The organism is Methylobacterium sp. DB0501, from assembly GCF_011043735.1.
GTDB classification, from domain to species: domain Bacteria; phylum Pseudomonadota; class Alphaproteobacteria; order Rhizobiales; family Beijerinckiaceae; genus Methylobacterium; species Methylobacterium alsaeris.
In genome coordinates this window covers 49,808-66,950 of sequence record NZ_JAAKGV010000024.1, presented here as the reverse complement: position 1 = coordinate 66,950, position 17,143 = coordinate 49,808, and the positions used below count along the sequence as shown (strand labels likewise).

At 71.7% G+C, this 17,143-nt stretch carries 18 protein-coding genes and 2 pseudogenes; 11 read left to right on the top strand and 9 right to left on the bottom strand.

Translation table 11 applies throughout. The features are described from left to right. Positions 1–12: 12 nt before the first annotated feature. From G4G93_RS28795 to ycaC, 6 genes and pseudogenes are all read left to right on the top strand, one after another. Entirely contained in the window at positions 13–1,296 is a 1,284-nt protein-coding gene (locus G4G93_RS28795; RefSeq protein ID WP_165089698.1) for an ABC transporter substrate-binding protein, read from the top strand. Positions 1,297–1,550: 254 nt separating this feature from the next. Next, positions 1,551–2,387 carry an ABC transporter ATP-binding protein gene (locus tag G4G93_RS28790; protein ID WP_165089696.1) on the top strand — a complete coding sequence of 279 codons (837 nt, stop codon included), beginning with the start codon at positions 1,551–1,553 and terminating at the stop codon, positions 2,385–2,387. Positions 2,388–2,556: 169 nt separating this feature from the next. Then, a complete protein-coding gene (locus G4G93_RS36515) occupies positions 2,557–2,682 on the top strand; it encodes a hypothetical protein (protein ID WP_281409751.1) in 126 nt (41 codons plus the stop codon). Between the two features lie 12 nt (positions 2,683–2,694). Further along, positions 2,695–2,871 (top strand): annotated as a pseudogene (locus G4G93_RS36510) (helix-turn-helix domain-containing protein); the annotation flags it as partial. Between the two features lie 48 nt (positions 2,872–2,919). Further along, positions 2,920–3,432 (top strand): GyrI-like domain-containing protein, encoded by a 513-nt coding sequence (locus G4G93_RS28785; RefSeq protein ID WP_281409752.1) that lies wholly within the window; start codon positions 2,920–2,922, stop codon positions 3,430–3,432. Positions 3,433–3,585: 153 nt separating this feature from the next. Further along, positions 3,586–4,218 (top strand): isochorismate family cysteine hydrolase YcaC, encoded by a 633-nt coding sequence (gene ycaC, locus G4G93_RS28780; RefSeq protein ID WP_165089693.1) that lies wholly within the window; start codon positions 3,586–3,588, stop codon positions 4,216–4,218. An 18-nt stretch (positions 4,219–4,236) separates the two neighbouring features. Here ycaC and G4G93_RS28775 read toward each other — a convergent pair whose 3' ends face one another. After that, positions 4,237–5,163, bottom strand: coding sequence for a DMT family transporter (locus G4G93_RS28775; RefSeq protein WP_165089690.1), 927 nt, complete (start codon positions 5,161–5,163; stop codon positions 4,237–4,239). Between the two features lie 87 nt (positions 5,164–5,250). Then, positions 5,251–5,481: a DUF1127 domain-containing protein gene (locus tag G4G93_RS28770; protein ID WP_165089688.1), complete on the bottom strand. Its 231-nt coding sequence runs from the start codon at positions 5,479–5,481 to the stop codon at positions 5,251–5,253. A 113-nt stretch (positions 5,482–5,594) separates the two neighbouring features. Here G4G93_RS28770 and gcvA point away from each other — a divergent pair, with 113 nt between their 5' ends. Further along, on the top strand, positions 5,595–6,521 hold the full coding sequence (gcvA, locus tag G4G93_RS28765; protein ID WP_165089685.1) for a transcriptional regulator GcvA: 927 nt from the start codon (positions 5,595–5,597) through the stop codon (positions 6,519–6,521). A gap of 319 nt (positions 6,522–6,840) precedes the next feature. Here gcvA and G4G93_RS28760 read toward each other — a convergent pair whose 3' ends face one another. After that, on the bottom strand, positions 6,841–7,737 hold the full coding sequence (locus tag G4G93_RS28760) for a LysR family transcriptional regulator (protein ID WP_165089682.1): 897 nt from the start codon (positions 7,735–7,737) through the stop codon (positions 6,841–6,843). Between the two features lie 106 nt (positions 7,738–7,843). Between G4G93_RS28760 and G4G93_RS28755 the strand changes: the two genes are divergently transcribed. After that, positions 7,844–8,638 (top strand): SDR family NAD(P)-dependent oxidoreductase, encoded by a 795-nt coding sequence (locus G4G93_RS28755; RefSeq protein ID WP_165089680.1) that lies wholly within the window; start codon positions 7,844–7,846, stop codon positions 8,636–8,638. Positions 8,639–8,776: 138 nt separating this feature from the next. Here G4G93_RS28755 and G4G93_RS28750 read toward each other — a convergent pair whose 3' ends face one another. From G4G93_RS28750 to G4G93_RS28735, 4 genes and pseudogenes are all read right to left on the bottom strand, one after another. Next, positions 8,777–10,216: a vanadium-dependent haloperoxidase gene (locus G4G93_RS28750; protein ID WP_165089677.1), complete on the bottom strand. Its 1,440-nt coding sequence runs from the start codon at positions 10,214–10,216 to the stop codon at positions 8,777–8,779. Positions 10,217–10,856: 640 nt separating this feature from the next. Further along, entirely contained in the window at positions 10,857–11,027 is a 171-nt protein-coding gene (locus G4G93_RS28745) for a glycosyltransferase family 4 protein (protein WP_165089675.1), read from the bottom strand. Then, positions 11,024–11,815 (bottom strand): annotated as a pseudogene (locus G4G93_RS28740) (nucleotidyltransferase family protein). Before G4G93_RS28740 ends, G4G93_RS28745 begins: the two are co-directional and overlap by 4 nt. 66 nt (positions 11,816–11,881) lie before the next feature. After that, the gene (locus tag G4G93_RS28735) at positions 11,882–12,124 is read right to left on the bottom strand and encodes a glycosyltransferase (RefSeq protein ID WP_165089672.1); all 243 of its coding nucleotides are present in this window, start codon (positions 12,122–12,124) and stop codon (positions 11,882–11,884) included. Between the two features lie 179 nt (positions 12,125–12,303). On the opposite strand from G4G93_RS28735, the gene G4G93_RS28730 reads away from it, so the two are divergent. Together G4G93_RS28730 and G4G93_RS28725 are read left to right on the top strand one after the other, a co-directional pair. Next, the gene (locus G4G93_RS28730; protein WP_165089670.1) at positions 12,304–13,065 is read left to right on the top strand and encodes an endonuclease/exonuclease/phosphatase family protein; all 762 of its coding nucleotides are present in this window, start codon (positions 12,304–12,306) and stop codon (positions 13,063–13,065) included. Continuing rightward, positions 13,062–14,087, top strand: coding sequence for a YbhN family protein (locus G4G93_RS28725; RefSeq protein ID WP_395412402.1), 1,026 nt, complete (start codon positions 13,062–13,064; stop codon positions 14,085–14,087). The genes G4G93_RS28730 and G4G93_RS28725 overlap by 4 nt, the downstream gene beginning before the upstream one ends. Here G4G93_RS28725 and G4G93_RS28720 read toward each other — a convergent pair. Further along, complete coding sequence (locus G4G93_RS28720; protein WP_165089668.1) at positions 14,041–15,480, bottom strand: phospholipase D-like domain-containing protein; 1,440 nt, start codon at positions 15,478–15,480, stop codon at positions 14,041–14,043. The genes G4G93_RS28725 and G4G93_RS28720 overlap by 47 nt on opposite strands. Positions 15,481–15,704: 224 nt before the next feature. Here G4G93_RS28720 and G4G93_RS36810 point away from each other — a divergent pair, with 224 nt between their 5' ends. Then, positions 15,705–16,205: a C-terminal helicase domain-containing protein gene (locus G4G93_RS36810; protein ID WP_165089811.1), complete on the top strand. Its 501-nt coding sequence runs from the start codon at positions 15,705–15,707 to the stop codon at positions 16,203–16,205. 126 nt (positions 16,206–16,331) lie between these two features. On the opposite strand, the gene G4G93_RS28710 is transcribed toward G4G93_RS36810, so the two are convergent. After that, positions 16,332–17,102, bottom strand: a complete 771-nt coding sequence (locus tag G4G93_RS28710) for an EAL domain-containing protein (protein ID WP_165089664.1) — start codon at positions 17,100–17,102, stop codon at positions 16,332–16,334. Positions 17,103–17,143: the final 41 nt, after the last annotated feature.

Genomic DNA, 17,143 nt, shown 5'->3' with positions numbered 1-17,143 from the left:
GAAACCAGACCCATGCTTCGCCTGTCCTTTGGCCTGTCCCTCGCCTCGGCCGCCACCCTCGCTCTGGCAGTGCCCGCCCTCGCCGCCGAGATCCCGATCGGCCACCTCGCCGACCAGAGCGGCGCCACCTCCGACGTCGGCGTGCCCTACGCGCAGGGGGTGGCCGACGCGCTCGCCTACGTGAACCGCAAGGGCGGCATCAAGGGCGAGAAGATGAATGTCGAATCGGTCGATTACGGCTACCAGGTGCCGCGCGCCGTCGCGCTCTACAAGAAGTGGACCGGTGGGCGCGACAAGGTCGCGGCGATCCAGGGCTGGGGCACCGCCGACACCGAGGCGCTGTCGGCCTTCGTCACCAAGGACGAGGTGCCGTACATCTCAGGGAGCTACGCCGCGCAGGTGAGCGACCCGACCGGCGCCAGCGGCAAGGCCAAGGCCGCGCCCTACAACTTCTTCTATGGTCCGTCCTACTCCGACGCGCTGCGCGCCATGCTGCTCTGGGCCGCCGACGACTGGAAGGCCAAGGGCAAGACCGGCAAGCCGAAATACGTCCATATGGGCGGCAACCACCCCTACCCGAACTCGCCCAAGGAAGCCGGCGAGGCGATGGCGAAGGATCTCGGCTTCGAGGTGCTGCCGGCGATCGTCTTCGCGCTGGCGCCCGGCGACTACACGGCGCAATGCCTCACCGCCAAGAATGCCGGGGCGAACTACGCCTATCTCGGCAATACCGGCGGCTCGAACATCTCGCTGCTCAAGTCCTGCAAGTCGGTCGGCACCGACATCCAGTTCATGGGCAACGTCTGGGGCATGGACGAGAACGCCGCCAAGGCGGCCGGCGAGGCGGCGAACGGCGTGGTCTTCCCGGTGCGGACGGCGGCGGTGAGCGGCAGCACCGCGCCGGGTATGGCGATGGCAGGCGAGATCTCGAAGGTCTCGGACGCCGCGGGCACCGCCTACCGGCCGGTGCATTACTACACCGGCATCTGCGCCGCCCTCTACATGACCGAGGCGCTGGCCTGGGCCAAGGACAACGGTGGGCTCGCCGGCCCCAACGTCCGCAAGGGCTTCTACCAGAAGAAGGATTGGGTGCCGGCCGGCATGGAGGGCGTCTGCGTCCCCTCGACCTGGTCGCCCACCGACCATCGCGGGATGATGGAGGTCCACATCTACCGCGCCAAGGTCTCCGGCCCGACCGACGGGGCGCTGCCCGACCTGATGAAGGCCGGCACGATCAAGCTCGAGCCGGTCAAGACCGTGACGCTGCCGCGGAAGGCCGAGTGGCAGGGGTGGTGAGGATCGTCCTCAACGGATGATCCGCACCGCCCATAACCCTCCCCCCTCTGCGGGGGAGGGTGCCCCACGAAGTGGGTCGGGAGAGGGGACGCCGCTTCCGGAGAGATCGCAGGTGTTCTGACAAGCGCCGCCTGGGATCACCGTCGCGTTGCCCCTCTCGGCGGGACTGCGTCCCGCTGCGCCTGCTCTGCAGGCCACCCTCCCCCGCAGCGGGGGGAGGGTTCGACGTCGCATCTCACCCCTGGAGCCGTCCGATGTCGCAGGTCATGACCCTGGAGCGCCCGACCCAAGACGCCGCGGCGGCCCCCCTCCTCAGCTTGCGCAACGTCGAGGTCGTCTACGACGACGTGATCCTGGTCCTGCGGGGCCTGAGCCTCGACGTGCCGGCGGGCTCGATCACGGCCCTTCTCGGGGCCAACGGCGCCGGCAAGTCGACGACGCTCAAGGCCATCTCGGGCCTCTTGCGCTCGGAGGACGGCGAGGTCACCCGCGGCGAGATCGTGTTCGACGGCGCCCGCATCGACGGCATCGAGCCGGACAAGATCGTGCGCCGCGGCATCTTCCAGGTGATGGAGGGCCGCCGCATCGTCGCCGACATGACGCCGATGGAAAATTTGCGCCTCGGCGCCTTCTCGCGCCGCGACCGCGAGATCGGCCAGGACCTCGAGCGGGTGCTGACCTATTTTCCGCGCCTCAAGGAGCGCACCGGCGCCGCGGGCTACCTCTCGGGCGGCGAGCAGCAGATGCTGGCGATCGGCCGCGCGCTGATGGCCCGCCCCCGCCTGATCCTGATGGACGAGCCCTCGATGGGCCTCTCGCCGCTCCTGGTGAAGGAGGTGTTCTCCATCATCCGCCAGATCAACCGCGATCTCGGCGTCACCATCCTGCTCGTCGAGCAGAATGCCCGCGCCGCCCTCTCGGTGGCCGATCGCGGCTACATCATGGAGCAGGGCAAGGTGGTGCTCGACGGCACCGTCGAGGAATTGCGCACCAACGAGGACGTGAAGGAATTCTACCTCGGCGGCGCCGGCGACCAGCGCAAGAGCTTCCGGAACCTGAAGAGCTTCAAGCGGCGCAAGCGGTGGATCTGAGGGGCCGCTTCCCCCGCCGCTGCTGACCACCCTCCCCGTCATTCCGGCGCCGCGAAAGCGGAGCCTCGAATGACGAGGAGGGCCGACCGCCATCGAGAGAAACCCGACAAGTTCGCCTCATAGCAAGACCGGTCAGGACGCCCCGGCTCCCCGCCGTCATCATGACGGCATGGATCGCCCCCCCGCCTCCGACCGCATCGCCGACATCCTCGCCTGGATCGAAGAGCGGCTCGACGAGCCCCTGACGCTGGCTTGCCTCGCCGACCGGGCCGGGCTGTCGCCCTACCATTTCTAGCGCCTTTTCACCGCCCGGATGGGTCTCGGGCCCATGGCGCATGTCCGCACCCGCCGCCTGGTGCGGGCGGCCCGGCGCCTCGTCGCGGAGCCGGACCTCAGGCTCGTCGACCTCGCCTTCGATTCCGGCTTCGACTCCCAGGAAGCCTTCACCCGCGCCTTCGGGCGCTGCTTCGGCGTCACGCCCGGCCGCGTCCGCAGCGGCCTCGCAGCCCTTCCCTCAAGAGGAGATCACCCGATGCCTGCCGCTGCCGAGCCGTTCCCCACCATCGCCCGCCTGCCCGGCCTCGTGACGCGCGCCGCCTTCACCGTCGCCGGCCCGACGCGGCTTTTCGACCAGACGACCACGGCCGCCATCCCGGACCTCTGGTCGAGCTTGAGCAAGGCCCTCCCGTCGGTCGACGGGCAGGCCCCGAGCTGGGCGACCTACGGCGTCGTCTGGAGCGCCGACACGCAGGAAGGTCGCTTCAACTACATGGCCGGCGTCGGCGTGCGGCCGGAGGGCACCCTGCCGGCCGGCTTCACGCGCAAGACGATCCCGGCCGCGACCTACGCGGTCTTCCGGATCACCCTGGACGGGACGGCGCTGCACCCGCAGATGAGGAGCGCCACGGCGACCATCTGGGGCGACCTCGTTCCGGCCTCGGGCCTTGCGGTGGCCGACAGTCCCGATTTCGAGCTCTATGACGGCCGGTTCGCCCCCGACCGGCCAGGGACCGTCATCGACGTGCACGTGCCCATCGTGGCGTGAGGCGCGACGTCCGACGGGCCGCGATCACCCCGTCGGATCATCGCGTTGCCGGAAACGATCGTTTTCCATTGTTTCTGTTTCCAGCCAGAAACCCGGCAGACATACTCCCCCCATCGACACGGCGCCGCGCCGGCCGCCACGATGGAGACGACGATGACCAAGCCGTATCACCGCCTCGACCTCGACCAGGCCGTCGTCCTGCTGGTCGATCACCAGGCCGGCCTGATGTCGCTGGTGCGCGACTTCGATCCGGATCGCTTCAAGAACAACGTGCTGGCGGTCGCCGACCTCGCCGCCTACTTCAAGCTGCCGACCATCCTCACCACCAGCTTCGAGGAGGGTCCGAACGGGCCGATCATGCCCGAGCTGAAGGCCAAGTTCCCGGACGCGCCCTTCATCGCCCGGCCCGGCCAGATCAATGCCTGGGACAACCCCGATTTCGTCGCCGCCGTGAGGGCGACGGGCCGCAAGCAGCTCATCATCGCGGGCGTCGTCACCGAGGTCTGCGTCGCCTTCGTGGCCCTGTCGGCCATCGCGGAAGGCTACGAGGTCTTCGCCGTCACGGATGCGTCGGGCACCTTCAACCCGGTGGTGCGCGACGGGGCGTGGAACCGGATGTCGGCGGCGGGCGTGCAGCTGGTGAACTGGTTCGCGGTCGCCTGCGAGCTGCACCGCGACTGGCGCCGGGACGTCGAGGGGCTGGCGACGCTGCTCGGCGACCACATCCCGGATTACCGCAACCTGATGACGAGCTACGCCGCGATGCAGGGCAGACACGGCGCCTGACCGCCCCGCCCGCGCCGGCTACTCCGCCGCCGCGGGCTTCCTTCGCCGCAGCAGCCGCCCGTCGATCGCCACCAGCCCCGCGCCGATCAGCGCCATGCCGAGGAGCTGGCGCGGCACCACCGGCTCGCCCAGCACCAGGGCGCCCAGCAGCAGCGCCGAGACCGGGATCAGGAAGGTGACGAGCATCAGGTTGGTCGCCCCGGCGCTCGCCAGCAGGCGGAAGAAGATCACGTAGGCGAGCGCCGTCGAGAGCGCGGCGAGGCCGAGCACCGCCGCGATCGCCGTGACGGGCGGCGCGGGCAGCGTCCAGGGCCGGTCGACCGCGAGGGCGATGGGCGCGAGCAGCAGGGTCGCGGCGGCGACCTGGCCGGCGGCGGCCGAGAGCGGCGGGATCCCCATGCGCTTGAACCGGCGGCCATAGATGCCCGCGAAGGCGTAGGAGAGCGCGGCGAGCAGCACCGCGCCCTGCGCCAGGGCCTCGCCCCCGAGCCCGGCGAGGACCGAGGGCCCGACCATCACGGCGACGCCCGACACGCCCGCCAGCACCCCGGCGAGGCGGTTGCCCGTCAGGCGCTCGTCGTCGGTGAGGACATGCGCCACCAGCACCCCGAAGAGCGGCGTGGTGGCGTTGAGGATCGCCGCGAGGCCGGAGGCGATGTGGGTCTGGCCCCAGGCGATGAGGCAGAACGGCACCGCGTTGTTGAGGAAGGCCGCGCCCAGGAAGGCGAGCCAGATCCGGGCGCCCCGCGGCACCGGGATCCCCCGCACCCGCAGCACCAGGGCGAGGATCAGGGCCGCGAGGCCGACGCGCAGGCTCACCAGGGTGAGCGGCGGCAGCGCCCGGAGGGCGACGCCGACGAAGAAGAACGAGCCGCCCCACAGGACCGAGAGGCCGAGGAGCGTTCCCCATTCGGACGGGGTCATCGGGCGGTTGGCGGGCGTCATCGGGCTCTCCGGGAAGGATGCCGCACCCTGCCCCAGGGGCAGACGGGAATCCTCCCGATCCTTGCGGTGCAATCGGCGCGTTGCGGATCAGTCGATCCAGAACGGCTTGCCCGCCTCGCGCACCGCATCGGCCCGCGACAGGCCGACATCCCTGAGGAGAGCGTCGGGGCAGCGCAGCAGGGCGCGGCGCTCGCGCCGGCGCTCGGCCCACAATTCGAGCCGCTCGAGGAGCGAGGTGGCCGTGCGCAGGCGCGGCGGGCTGAGGCGGATGGCGGGAACGAGGCGCAGGTTTCCTTGGCCAGCGACGAGGGTCGTCATGGCTCTCTCCGGGTCGGTCAGGCAGGTCGTGACAAGCGGGAGATTGCCTTTCCGGCGCCTCGCGGGCAAACCAGAACGATTCGTCCTTCGCCGCAGCAAATCTGAGTCACGCCATGGCTCTCGACCGGGATCCCCGCCGCCGCCTGCCCCCGCTCAACGCCGTGCGGGCGTTCGAGGCGGCGTCGCGCCACGCCACCTTCCACGAGGCCGGGGACGAGCTGGGCGTCAGCGCCGGCGCGGTGGCGCAGCAGGTGAAGATCCTGGAGGGCTGGTTCGGCGTCGCGCTGTTCCGCCGCCTGCCGAGCCGGGGCGTCGCCCTGACGCCGGCGGGCCAGCGCTTCGCGGCCTCGGCCGGCGAGGTGCTGGACCAGCTCGCCGAGGCCACCGCCCGGCTGCGGCGCCAGGGCCAGGACCACGTGCTGACGATCAGCACCACGCATTCCTTCGCCAGCCTGTGGCTGATCCCACGCATGGGCAGCTTTCGTGCGCAGCATCCCGATCTCGACGTGCGGGTCGTCGCCAACAACCGGCTGGTCGATTTCTCCCGCGACGACGCGGACCTGGCGATCCGGCACGGGCGCGGGCGCTATCCGGGCCTGCGCTCCGACCTGCTGATGCACGACGTCGTCTTCCCGGTCTGCAGCCCGCGCCTGCGCGACGGCGATCCGCCCTTGCGCTCCCCCCAGGACCTCGCCCGCCACACCCTGCTCCACGACGATGACCCGATCGACATCGAGTCGGTGGACTGGCCGCAATGGCTCGCCGCGGCGGGCGTCAGCGGGGTCGATGCCTCGCGCGGACCCCGCTTCACCCACACCTTCATGGTGCTGCAATGCGCCACCGCCGGCGGCGGGGTCGGCCTCGCCACGCGGGTGCTCGGGGGCGATCTCGTCTCGGGCACCGGGCTGGTGCGGCCGTTCCCGGACGAGGTGGCGAGCCCCTACAGCTTCTTCCTCGTCACCCCGACCGAGACCGACGCCCCGAAGGTGGCGCATTTCCGGGAATGGATCACCGCGCGGGCGGCGGAGTGGCACCGCTGAGCGCGGGGCTCGTGATCGCAGGGCTTGTGATTGTCGGACTTGCGATTGTCGGACTTGCCGCCTCGTCCCGGCACCAGGAGACGCCGCGCCCCTCGCCGAGCAGGATCCAAGCGCCGGACCCGGGCCGCGGGCGCGGCCCCGGGCCGAGGAGAGCGGCGACGAGCCGCGAGAACCAGGACGACATGGACACCACCACTCCGCGATGGCCGGGCGCGGCGCGCTCCGGCAGGGCGCGCATCGTGCCCGAGCCCGGCCGCCGCCTCCACGATTCGGCGTCCCTTTTTCTTGACCGTGCGTCCCTCAGGGGCGCGGGACGGCCTCACGCCGTCACCGCCGCATGGGCCGCGAGGAAATCGACGAAGCAGCGGATGCGGGACGAGAGCCGCTCGCTTCCGGCATAGAGGGCGTGGATGTCCTCGGTGTCGCCGGGGCTGAACGCCTCCAGGACCGGCACGAGGCGGCCGGCGGCGATGTCCTCCTCGACGTGGAAGCGGGCGAGCCGGGCGAGGCCGGCGCCGCCGAGCGCCATCATCCGCACCACCTCGCCGGAATTGCCGAAGAAGGTGCCGTGGACCGGCCGCTGCACCACCGCCCCGTCGATCAGGAACGGCCAGGTGTCGAGGGAGCGGCGGAAGCTGAAGTTGAGGCAGTTGTGCTCAGGCAGCGCGTCCGGATGGGCCGGCATGCCGCACCGCGCGAGATAGGCCGGGGCCGCCACCACCGCGAGGCGGCTGCGGCCCAGCCGCTTCGCCCGCAGGCTCGTGTCGCGCAAGGGCCCGATGCGGATCGCCACGTCGGCGCGGGCCTCGACGAGATCGACCACGTCGTCGGTGAGCGCGAGGTCGACCCGCATCCGCGGCTGCTCGGCGAGGAAGCGCGGCAGCACCGGCAGGATCAGCCTCATCCCGAACGGCACCGAGGCGTTGACCCTGAGCAGCCCGCTCGGCTGGGCCGCGTCGCGGCCGAACCCGTCCTCGATGGCGTCGAACTCGGCGATCAGCTCGCTCGCCCGGGCGAGGTACGTTTCGCCCTCCGGCGTCAGGGTCATCGCCCGGGTGGTGCGCCGGATCAGCCCGACACCGAGGCGCGCCTCCAGCCGCGCCACCGCCCGGCTCACCGCCGAGGGTGTCCGCCGCAACGCCTTGGCGGCGGACGCGAAGCTGCCGCGGCGCGCGACCTGCACGAAGGCCTCCATCTCGCCCAGCCGGTTGTCCATGGCGCGTCCATTGTTGCGTCCGATGCACGATCATCGTGCCGGCACGCGCGCTGGTCATCAATCGCCGGCCCCCTCATCTCGGGGCCTCCACAGATGGAGACCGGCCATGGACCTTCAGATCGGCGGCAAGACCGCCCTCGTCACCGGCGCCACCGCGGGCATCGGCCTCGCCATCGCCCGCCGCCTCGCGGCCGAGGGCGCCGAGGTGGTGCTGCCCGGGCGCAACCGGGCGAAGCTCGACGCGGCCGCGGACGCGATCGCGGCCGAGCCCGGGGCGCGGCCGCCGCGCACGGTGCTGGCCGACCCGGCGACCGCCGAGGGGGCGACGGCCCTGGTCGCGGCGGTGCCGACGGTCGACATCCTGGTCAACAACCTCGGCATCTACGAATCGAAGGCCTTCGAGGAGATCGCCGACGCCGACTGGCACCGCCTGTTCGAGGTCAACGTGGTCTCGGGCGCACGCCTCGCCCAGGCCTATTTTCCCGGCATGCTGGCGCGCAAGACCGGGCGGATCGTGTTCGTATCGAGCGAATCCGGCCTCGTGCCGCCGCCCGACATGCTGCACTACGCGGTGTCGAAGACCGCGCAACTCACCATCGCCCGGGGCCTGGCGCAACGCACCCGCGGAACCGGCGTGACGGTGAATTCCGTGCTGCCCGGCCCAACCCGCTCGGAGGGCATCGTCGATTTCCTCAGGAGCGTCGCCTCCGACCCGGACGCGCCGGCGCCCGAGCTGGAAGCGGAGTTCTTCCGGGTCCACCGCCCGCTCTCGCTGCTCGCCCGGATGATCGAGCCCGAGGAGATCGCCGGCCTGGTGGCCTATCTCGCGAGCCCGCTCGCGGCGGCGACCAACGGGGCGAGCCTCAGGGTCGAGGGCGGCATCGTGCCGACTATCGCCTGACGGCGCCGTCGCCGCGACCGGCTCCGCGTCGCGGCCGGTCGCGGCAGCCCCGGGGAACCTCCCGGCCCGGGTCCGCTTCGGCTCTTGTCTCAGCGCGATTTGTGCCGCGAATCCGGTGCGCTCTCCTGCGAAGCCTACCTAGACGAGGCAGCGCTTGTAGATGCGCCGTGCGAGCTTCCGGCCGATGGCGTCGCCGCCCCAGCCATGCGTCGTCCCCGGGCCTTCGCCGTCGAACCGCCAGTGCACGCCGAGGAAGATGCGGGACTCGATGTTCTCCCGGACGGCCTGCGCCAGCGTCAGCCTGCGGTGGTGGACGGACCGCACCGATCCGTCGGGGTCGACGTTCTTGCCGTCGAACTCCTCGGACATCACCGTGAAGGACAGTGTGCCGGTGTCGACCCTGCCCTTCAGGAAGCGCCGCAGGATCTCGAAGCAGGTCGTACCGAACGAGGCGTGACCGGAGGGATAGGCCGGGAAGTTCGGCGTCCGGGTGAACATGCCGGTCTGATTCGTGCGCGGCATGCCGAGCGGCTTCCAGAACGGATCGCTGGCCGTGACCGCCGCCAGGGCGCCGCCGTCGTAGCCCAGGCCGTCATCCTGCTGGCGGATCCCGACGACCGGGCGCCACAGGTCGTAATGGTACTTCGCCTGCCACGCGATAATGCCGGCATCCGCCATGCCCATGTTGATCAGCGCGAGCAGCCGCAGCGATTGGGGCGTCGTCAGTGTCGCTCCCGCACCGGGCAGGGCGGCGATCACCGCGCGTGCGCATTGGTTGTAGAGGCGCGGCGGCGTTCCGATGCGCCAGGCGCCGTCATACGCCCAGAACGTGCCGATGAGGTGCTGGTCGACGGTGCGCGTCGTCGAACCCGCGGCGCCGAGCTGTTTGACCTCGTCGAAATCCTGCTGGTAGCCCTGGGCCGGGTTGCCCGGATCATGGTCGGGCGGCGGATCGAGGTAGTCGCGGTGATCGTAGTGGGCGGCGGCCCCGCCCAGCATCACCGCCTCCCTGCAGAAGGCCGGCAGCTGGCCCCAGAGCGGGTTCAGGCGGCCCTGGTCGCTCGCGTAGGGATCGGGCTGGTGCCGGCCGTCGAGGAGAGTGAAATTCTTGTCGTCCGGCTGCGAGACGATCGCGGCGTCGCCCTGCCGGAGGGCTGCCAGGGCGGAGAAGACCTGCTCGCCGAATTGCTGCCCACGGCTCACGTCGCCCAAAGCCGTGCCGGATGCGAGCAACATGCCGGCGAAGTTGGCGAACCGCTCGGAGACGAACGGGGCCTGGCGTGGATACAGGTCGCGCAGGGCGCGCGAAGCGGCCCCGCCGATCGCCGCGGTCGCCCAGGCTCCGCGGGCCGGCGCGACGGCCAGGCCGTAGGGGGTGAGGCTGGGCGGCGCCGGCTCGGAGAGGGCGAACGCCTCGTACATCGCGAGATGGACCATCGCGAGCGCCCGTGACGTGCGCGTCGGCCCGCCCTGCTCCGGCATGATCATCAGCGATCCGCTCGGGCCCGGGAACGGATCGAAGTCGCGGCGCGCCACCTCGATCGCGACGTCGTTCCAGAAGAGCGCGGGGTCGATCATGGTGTACCTCCCTGTGCCCGATCGACGACCGGTTCGCCGGTCGAGGTCGCGGCATCGCTGGAACAGCACCGGTCGGCATCCGGGCCGGACGACGAGTCGATCGTCCGGGCCGGCCGTTTCGTTTGTCCGACGGAGCGCCGCCGCTGCGCGAGCCGACCATGCACGCGATCCGGCGGCGTATTTCTCAAGATATACTGTAACTTACGATGATATATGCGTATTTGATGATTATATCGTGAATTACTGATTATATCAACAAAAAATGAGCGGTACGATCATGTTACGTCGATCCATGCGGCCGAATATATCACGATTTATATGATTTACAATACCAAACCCACAGTTACGCAGGACCATATAACGGTCATGCGTTACGGTCACGCAGGAAATACAGCGAATTATCTGGCCGCAGATCAAGCATAATCCATTTGGATGATCCGCGCCCGGCCAGGCCGGGCCGATGGCGAATCGGCAACCCGATCCGCGGGATGGGGGTCTGCGACGCGCGACACCGGATGGCCGGGACGGGGCTGTTTCATACGGTCTCCGACTGATCGCTTCGCGACGCGGAAATCGGCTTCGCTCGGGCGCCGCGCGGGCCCGTGATGCGAAGTCCGGAAGGAAACCTCCGGACTTCGCATCACCGTGCCAGGATCTCGCGGTAGCGCGCGAGATCGGCCGCGGCCATGCGGGTGGCCGAGAAGCGCTCGCGCGCGGCGGCCCGGCAGGCCTCCGGATCGAGGGCGCCGACCGCGTCCGGGCTCACCGCGGCGAACGGATAGGCGACGCCCGGGAGGGTGCGCGGCCTCACGGGCCCGGCCGCGCCTCGTCGCCCTTCGGGTGGCCGAGGGACAGCCGCCGCCCGGTCTCCTCCCCGGCATCCGCCGCCCCGAGCAAGGCCATCGCGGCGCGGTAGCCGTGGAGCGTGCCGGTATCGACGTAGGCGGTGCCGGCGCGCACGCCGACCGCACGGCCGCCCGCCGCGAGCCAGGCATTGACGAGGGTGCCGATATACTCGTCGCGGCACTGGCGCTCCCGCCACAGGGCGTAGAGCTCGGCGAGGATGCGGCCGGTGAGCTTGAACGCCCCCCAGACCCAGGACGAGGCGGCGTCCGCCCGCTTCACCTGGATCTCCCGCACGGCATCGCCGTCGAGCACCACGGCGTCGAACAGCTCCGGCCGCTCGACCGGGAAGAGCAGGAACGACAGGCCGTCCGCTGGCAGCCGCGTCAGCCCGTCATCCGGGAACCACACCGTGTCGGGCAGGCCGACCAGCACCGGCTCGTCGGGGGCGATCAGCGGCAGGGCACGGAACAGCGCGTCGCACAGGCCCTCGGGGCGCGGCTGCACCACGTAGGCGATCGGCGCCGGGCCGTAGCCGGAGCCGTAATACTCGACGATGTCGGACTTGCCCGGGGCGATCACGAAACAGATCTTGTCGGCCCCGCCGCGGATCATCCGCTCGACGACGTACTCGCTCACCGCGCAGGGGCGCTCGACCCCGTCGCGCAGGCGGCTGCCGACCGGCAGCAGCTCCTTGGAGAAGGCGAGCGGCTAGATGCGGCTGCCGCGCCCGGCGGCCGGAACGATGCCCCACATACGGTCTCACGCCTCCATCGCGACAGGTGTCCGGGCGCACTCGAGAAGCGCCTCCAGCTCGGCCGCCTAACGGTCCGCGGTGTGGTCGGCGAGCGTGCGGGCACGGCCCGCCTCGGCGATGCGGCGCAAGGCGGCATCGCTCAGGTCGAGGGCGCCCATCACCGCCTCCGGCGTTTGGGCGAGCAGGATTTCGTCGCCCGGCCGGGAGAAGGCGTCAAGCCCCTCGAAGGCGTCGCTCAGCACGGCGGCCCCGCAGGCGGTGGCCTCGAACCTTCGCGCCCCCGCCGTGCCTCGCCCGCCGTCCCACATCCCGATCCCTCCGCCGATTCTTCCGCAGATCCCTCAGGCGCCGGGAGAGAACGTACCCCGGCTTGATCCGTTCAGGTTCTAACGTTGATGATTCCCATCAAGCGTGGCCGGAGCACCCGAACCTCCCGCAGGCTCGGCCGTTGAGGGAGGTCCACGACCCGCCAGAAGGCCTCCTCCGGTTGCTCCGCGTCCTCACCTACAACGTGCGCCGCTGCCTCGGGGCCGACGGCCGGCTCGCCCCGGAGCGCATCGCCGCGGTGATCGCCGCCTGCCGGCCGGACGTGGTGGCGCTGCAGGAACTCGATGTCGGGCGCGCCCGCAGCGGCGGGATCGACCAGGCGGCGGCGATCGCCGGCCATCTCGGGATGCGCTCCCACTTCCACCCGGCGATGCGGGTGAGCGAGGAGCTCTACGGCGACGCGATCCTGACCGCCCTCCCCTCCCGGCTGGTGCGGGCGGGAAGCCTGCCGGGCCGGGACGGGTGCGAGCCCCGCGGCGCGCTCTGGGCGGCGGTGACCGCCGGCGATGCCGAGGTGCAGGTGCTCACGACCCATCTCGGCCTCGGCCGCCGCGAGCGGCGGGCCCAGGCCGAGGCTCTCCTCGGGCCCGATTTCCTCGGCGATCCGGCCTGCCGCGACCCGGTGGTGCTGCTCGGCGACTTCAACGCCCTGCCGGGCTCGGGCGCCCACCGCCGCCTCGCCGCCCGGCTCCCGGACGCGCAGGGATCCCGGGCCTGGACGCGGCCGACCTTCCCGGCCCGCCTGCCGCTCCTGCGCATCGACCACGTCTTCGTCAGCCACGGCGTCGCGGTGCGGGGGGTGCGCACGCTCGGCGGCAGGCTCGCCCGCGTGGCCTCCGACCACCTGCCCCTCGTCGCCGACATCGACCTCGCGCCGGCTGCGGCCGCCCGCATCTCCGTGCCCCGGGAGGAACCCGCGTGACGCAGGCCGACACCGTTCAGGACAAGACCTCCGACGACAAGCAGAAGAAATCCGCCCGCCGCCGGTTCTGGACCATCCTCCTCACCGTTCTGAGCGTGGCACTCGGCGGCTACCTGCTCTACCGCACGCTGGCCGGCTACAGCCTGGATCAGCTCGTCCAGTCGGTGCGGGCGCTGCCGGCCGGGCGGCTTGCCGCCGCCGGGGGCTTCGCCGCCGCGAGCTACCTCTGCCTCACCGGCATCGACTGGCTGGCCCTGCGCGCCGCCGGCACGCCGCTGCCCTATCCCCGGGTCGCGCTCGCGGCCTTCATCAGCCTGGGGCTCGGCCACAGCATCGGCTTTGCCGGCCTGAGCAGCGGGGCGATCCGCTACCGCTTCTACACCCGCTGGGGCCTTCACACCGCGGACGTCGCCAAGGCGGTGCTGTTCTGCGGCGTCACCGTCGCGGTCGGCCTGATGGCCCTCGGCGCCGTCGCGGTGCTGGTCCATCCCGATCTCGCCCGGGACGTGACGGGCCTGGGATCCGGGGCCGTGCTGGCGGCGGGCCTGGCCTGCGCGGGCGGCGTCGCGGGCTATCTCGGGCTGGCCGCCTGGTGGCGCAAGCCGCTGACGTTCCGGCGCTGGTCGCTCGAGATGCCGCCGCTGCCGCTGGCGGCGGCGCAGGTCGGCCTGGGAGCGGTCAACTTCGCCCTGGTCTCGGCCTGCCTGCACCAGGTCCTGTCGGCGGTCTCCGACGTCGGCTACCTGGCGGTGGCCTCGGTCTTCGTCATCGCCAACGCGGCGGTGCTGATCACCCACGTGCCGGGCGGCGTCGGGGTGATCGAGAGCGTGGTCGTCCACCTGCTGCCGAAGACCGACGTGATCGGCCCGCTGATCGCCTTCCGGTGCCTGTACTTCCTCGGTCCCCTGGCGCTCGGCCTCCTCGCCTTCGCGGTGACCGAGGCGGTGTTCCGGTGGCGCGACGCGGGTGGGGCGGCTACGCCGTCCCGAACGGCCGCTCCGGGTCGAGCAGCTCGGAGCTGACCAGCGGATCGAGCAGACCCTCCTCCTCCGGCACCTCGCAGACCCGCAGGGATCGGGGCCCGCCCATGTGGCGCCGGATCGCCGCGATCAGGCCGCCTTCCGCGATCGCCTCGGCCATCGCGTCGGGCGCCACCCCGAGATGCTCGGCCACCAGGAGGTCGCGCAGGCCGCGGATCGCCCGGCGCTCCTCTTGGGTGCGGGCCTCGACCGCGAGGTCGCATTCGGTGTCGAGGGCGACGGAGCGGTTGTTGAGGTTCGACGAGCCGATGCGCAGGAACCAGTCGTCGATCAGGACGAGCTTGGCGTGGACCTCGATCTCGCAATCGCCGTCCGGATCCGCGCCATCGGGCCGCGGCACCACCGGATAGGCGACGAACAGGCGCCCGAAGCGGTCGGCGGCGCGCAGGCGGCGCAGCACCCGGTCCCGGGGCGTACCCATGGCGACGCGCTCGGTGAAGTTGTGCGAGCGGCGCGTCAGCACCACCACGATCTCCGGCCCCTCGTCCGCCGCCAGGTGGGCGGCGAGCGCGTCGGCAACGAAGGTGGCCGTGAGGTACTGCGCCTCGAGGTAGATCGTCCGCCGCGCGGCCGCGAGCGCCGCGGCGGTGAGCGCCGCCGCCTCCTCCACCGAGGGCTCGCCGCCCTGGAGCGGCATGGTGCGGGCGATGGCGACGGGCGCCTCGGTGAACAGCGGGGCGAGGCCCTGCGGCCAGACCGGGGCGGCGGTGGGGTGGACGGGGGCCAGCACCTCGCCGGTGGCGGCGCGCCAGCGCTCGCGGGCGAGATCCCCCAGCCGCGCGGCGGCCTCGCCGTCGACCGCCATCTGCAGGTCATGCACCGGCGGATAGAGCTCGCCGTCGGGATTGGTGCGCAAGGGATCGCCCGCCGTGTGGGCCACGGTATCCCAGCGCCCGACCGTCAGGTCGATGCCGCCGCAGAAGGCGATCCGGTCGTCGATGCAGACGAGCTTCTGGTGGTGCGCGGCGTAGAGCGGGTGGTGGGTGTCGAGACGCAGGGTCACGCGCGGGTGCGCCTCCCACTCGGCCCCGAACAGCAGCGGCAGCGCCGCGCCGGGCCCGTGCACCGTGGCGGCGCTCCAGACCAGCACCCGCACCGCGAGCCCGGGGCGCTGCGCCGCGAGGTCGCGCAGCAGCGGGCCCAAGGGCGGAGACTCCTCCGGGCTGGCATCGTGGCGCAGGCGGATGCGCCCGTCGAAATCCCAGCCGACGATCAGGATCGAGGATTGCGCCTGCCGCAGCGCGTCCTCCAGCCGGGCGAAATACTCGGCGGAATCGATCATCACCGCGACCCGCCCGGCCCGCGCCACGCACCAGCAGGTGCGCCCGGGCTCAAACAGGGTCTCGGTCTCGTCGCGCGCGGGTTCGGTGGTCATGAGGCGCCTGGATCCTCCTGTCGGCGGCCGGGGGACGGGGCCGGAACGGCGGGCGGACCCGTCCGTTCCACAGCTCGGCCGTGGTGCCGGGATTTGCAGCCCGGCCCCGGACACCTGCCTTGGCTTCCCTTACCTTCGCTTCCATGACGCCGTGAAGGCCGCTTTCCCGTCGACGAGCCGAAACCTCCGATGAGCGGTCATCCCCCTTTGCCGAGCGGGACGTCCTGCGCGCCTGCGGCCGCCAGGCCCTCGACGCCGGACAGCGCCTGGCCGTCAAGGGGCGCGTCCTGGACGCGCGGCAGGCGGAGGCCGGCTTCATCTCGGGGGAGGTCTCGCGCGATTACGGACGGGGCCGGCACAGCGTCTTCGTCAACCTGGAACCCGACGAGGTCGGCATCGCCATCGACGGGGGGCGCAGCGGCCGCGACGGCGAGACGCCGCGGCTGGCACGGACCGGGCTCAACCTCGTTTCCGCCGATACGGTGATCCTCTACGACCCGTGGTGGAACCCGGCGGTGGAGGCCCAGGCCGTCGACCGCGCCCACCGGATCGGCCAGGACGAGCCGGTCTTCGCCCACAAGATCGTCGCGGCGCGCCGCATCGCGGAGAAGATGGAGGCGCTGAAGGCGCGCAAGAGCGCGCTGGCCGACTCGCTGTTCGATCCCGACGGAGCGCCGACCGGTGCGCTGACGCCGGCGGACCTGGACGTGCCGCTGGAGGGGTGAGGCGAGAGGCGCCCTCGGCCCTGCGCCCCGCCGTCATGACGTGCTCCGCGACATCCCGGGGCTGCGAAGGCGGAGCCCGGAACGATACGGCGTATGCCGAATCCGGCGCGCCCTCGCACCAGGCCCTCACGCCGCCCGCCGCATCTCCGGCAAGCTCAGTTCCGGCAAGGCCGCCACCGCCGGCCTGGCGAACAGGTAGCCCTGGAACAGGGTGATGCCGGCCTCGCGCAAGGCGGCGAACTCGTCCGCCGTCTCGACGCCCTCCGCGATCACCGCGACGCCGAGCGCCCGGGCGATGCCGATCACGCCGGCCACGATCGCCTGCCGGGCCGGCGAGCCGGGGATGCCGCGGATCAGCTCCATGTCGAGCTTGATCAGGTCGGGCTGGAACCGCGCCAGCAGCCCGAGGCCCGCATAGCCGGCGCCGAAATCGTCCAAGGCGGTGAGGAAGCCGCGCTGGCGGTAATCGGCGACGATGCGCTGGACATGGGCGACGTCGGTCATGCGCTCGTTCTCGGTGAACTCGAACATGATCCGCTGGTGCGAGAAGCCGATCCGCCGCGCTGCCTCCAGGGTGGCGCGGATGCAGGCCGCCGGCTCGTAGACCGCGTTCGGCAGGAAGTTGATCGACAGCCGCACGTCGCCGCCGGGCGGGAACAGCCCGCCGGCGAGCTCGATCGCCTTGGTGCGGCAGGCCTGGTCGAAGCGGTAGCGGTTGTCGTCGTTGACCTGGCCGAGGATGAAGCCCGCGCCCTGCCCCTCGGTGCCGCGCACCAGCGCCTCGTAACCCCACACGCCGCCGGCCGCGAGATCGACGATCGGGTGGAACGCCATCGTGAAGGAGAAGGGCAGCGGCTCGCCGCTCCTGCACTGCCCGCACCCGCTCTGCCTGGTCATGCTGCCGCTCCGGCCCCGTCCGCCGGGACTCTCGCCGGGCC

Excerpts from the sequence above, each read along its gene's own strand:
- G4G93_RS28795 (WP_165089698.1), top strand. The coding sequence starts at position 13 with ATGCTTCGCCTGTCCTTTGGCCTGTCCCTCGCCTCGGCCGCCACCCTC.
- G4G93_RS28790 (WP_165089696.1), top strand. The coding sequence starts at position 1,551 with ATGTCGCAGGTCATGACCCTGGAGCGCCCGACCCAAGACGCCGCGGCG.
- G4G93_RS36515 (WP_281409751.1), top strand. The coding sequence starts at position 2,557 with ATGGATCGCCCCCCCGCCTCCGACCGCATCGCCGACATCCTCGCCTGG.
- G4G93_RS28785 (WP_281409752.1), top strand. The coding sequence starts at position 2,920 with ATGCCTGCCGCTGCCGAGCCGTTCCCCACCATCGCCCGCCTGCCCGGC.
- ycaC (WP_165089693.1), top strand. The coding sequence starts at position 3,586 with ATGACCAAGCCGTATCACCGCCTCGACCTCGACCAGGCCGTCGTCCTG.
- G4G93_RS28775 (WP_165089690.1), bottom strand. The coding sequence starts at position 5,163 with ATGACGCCCGCCAACCGCCCGATGACCCCGTCCGAATGGGGAACGCTC.
- G4G93_RS28770 (WP_165089688.1), bottom strand. The coding sequence starts at position 5,481 with ATGACGACCCTCGTCGCTGGCCAAGGAAACCTGCGCCTCGTTCCCGCC.
- gcvA (WP_165089685.1), top strand. The coding sequence starts at position 5,595 with ATGGCTCTCGACCGGGATCCCCGCCGCCGCCTGCCCCCGCTCAACGCC.
- G4G93_RS28760 (WP_165089682.1), bottom strand. The coding sequence starts at position 7,737 with ATGGACAACCGGCTGGGCGAGATGGAGGCCTTCGTGCAGGTCGCGCGC.
- G4G93_RS28755 (WP_165089680.1), top strand. The coding sequence starts at position 7,844 with ATGGACCTTCAGATCGGCGGCAAGACCGCCCTCGTCACCGGCGCCACC.
- G4G93_RS28750 (WP_165089677.1), bottom strand. The coding sequence starts at position 10,216 with ATGATCGACCCCGCGCTCTTCTGGAACGACGTCGCGATCGAGGTGGCG.
- G4G93_RS28735 (WP_165089672.1), bottom strand. The coding sequence starts at position 12,124 with ATGTGGGACGGCGGGCGAGGCACGGCGGGGGCGCGAAGGTTCGAGGCC.
- G4G93_RS28720 (WP_165089668.1), bottom strand. The coding sequence starts at position 15,480 with ATGACCACCGAACCCGCGCGCGACGAGACCGAGACCCTGTTTGAGCCC.
- G4G93_RS28710 (WP_165089664.1), bottom strand. The coding sequence starts at position 17,102 with ATGACCAGGCAGAGCGGGTGCGGGCAGTGCAGGAGCGGCGAGCCGCTG.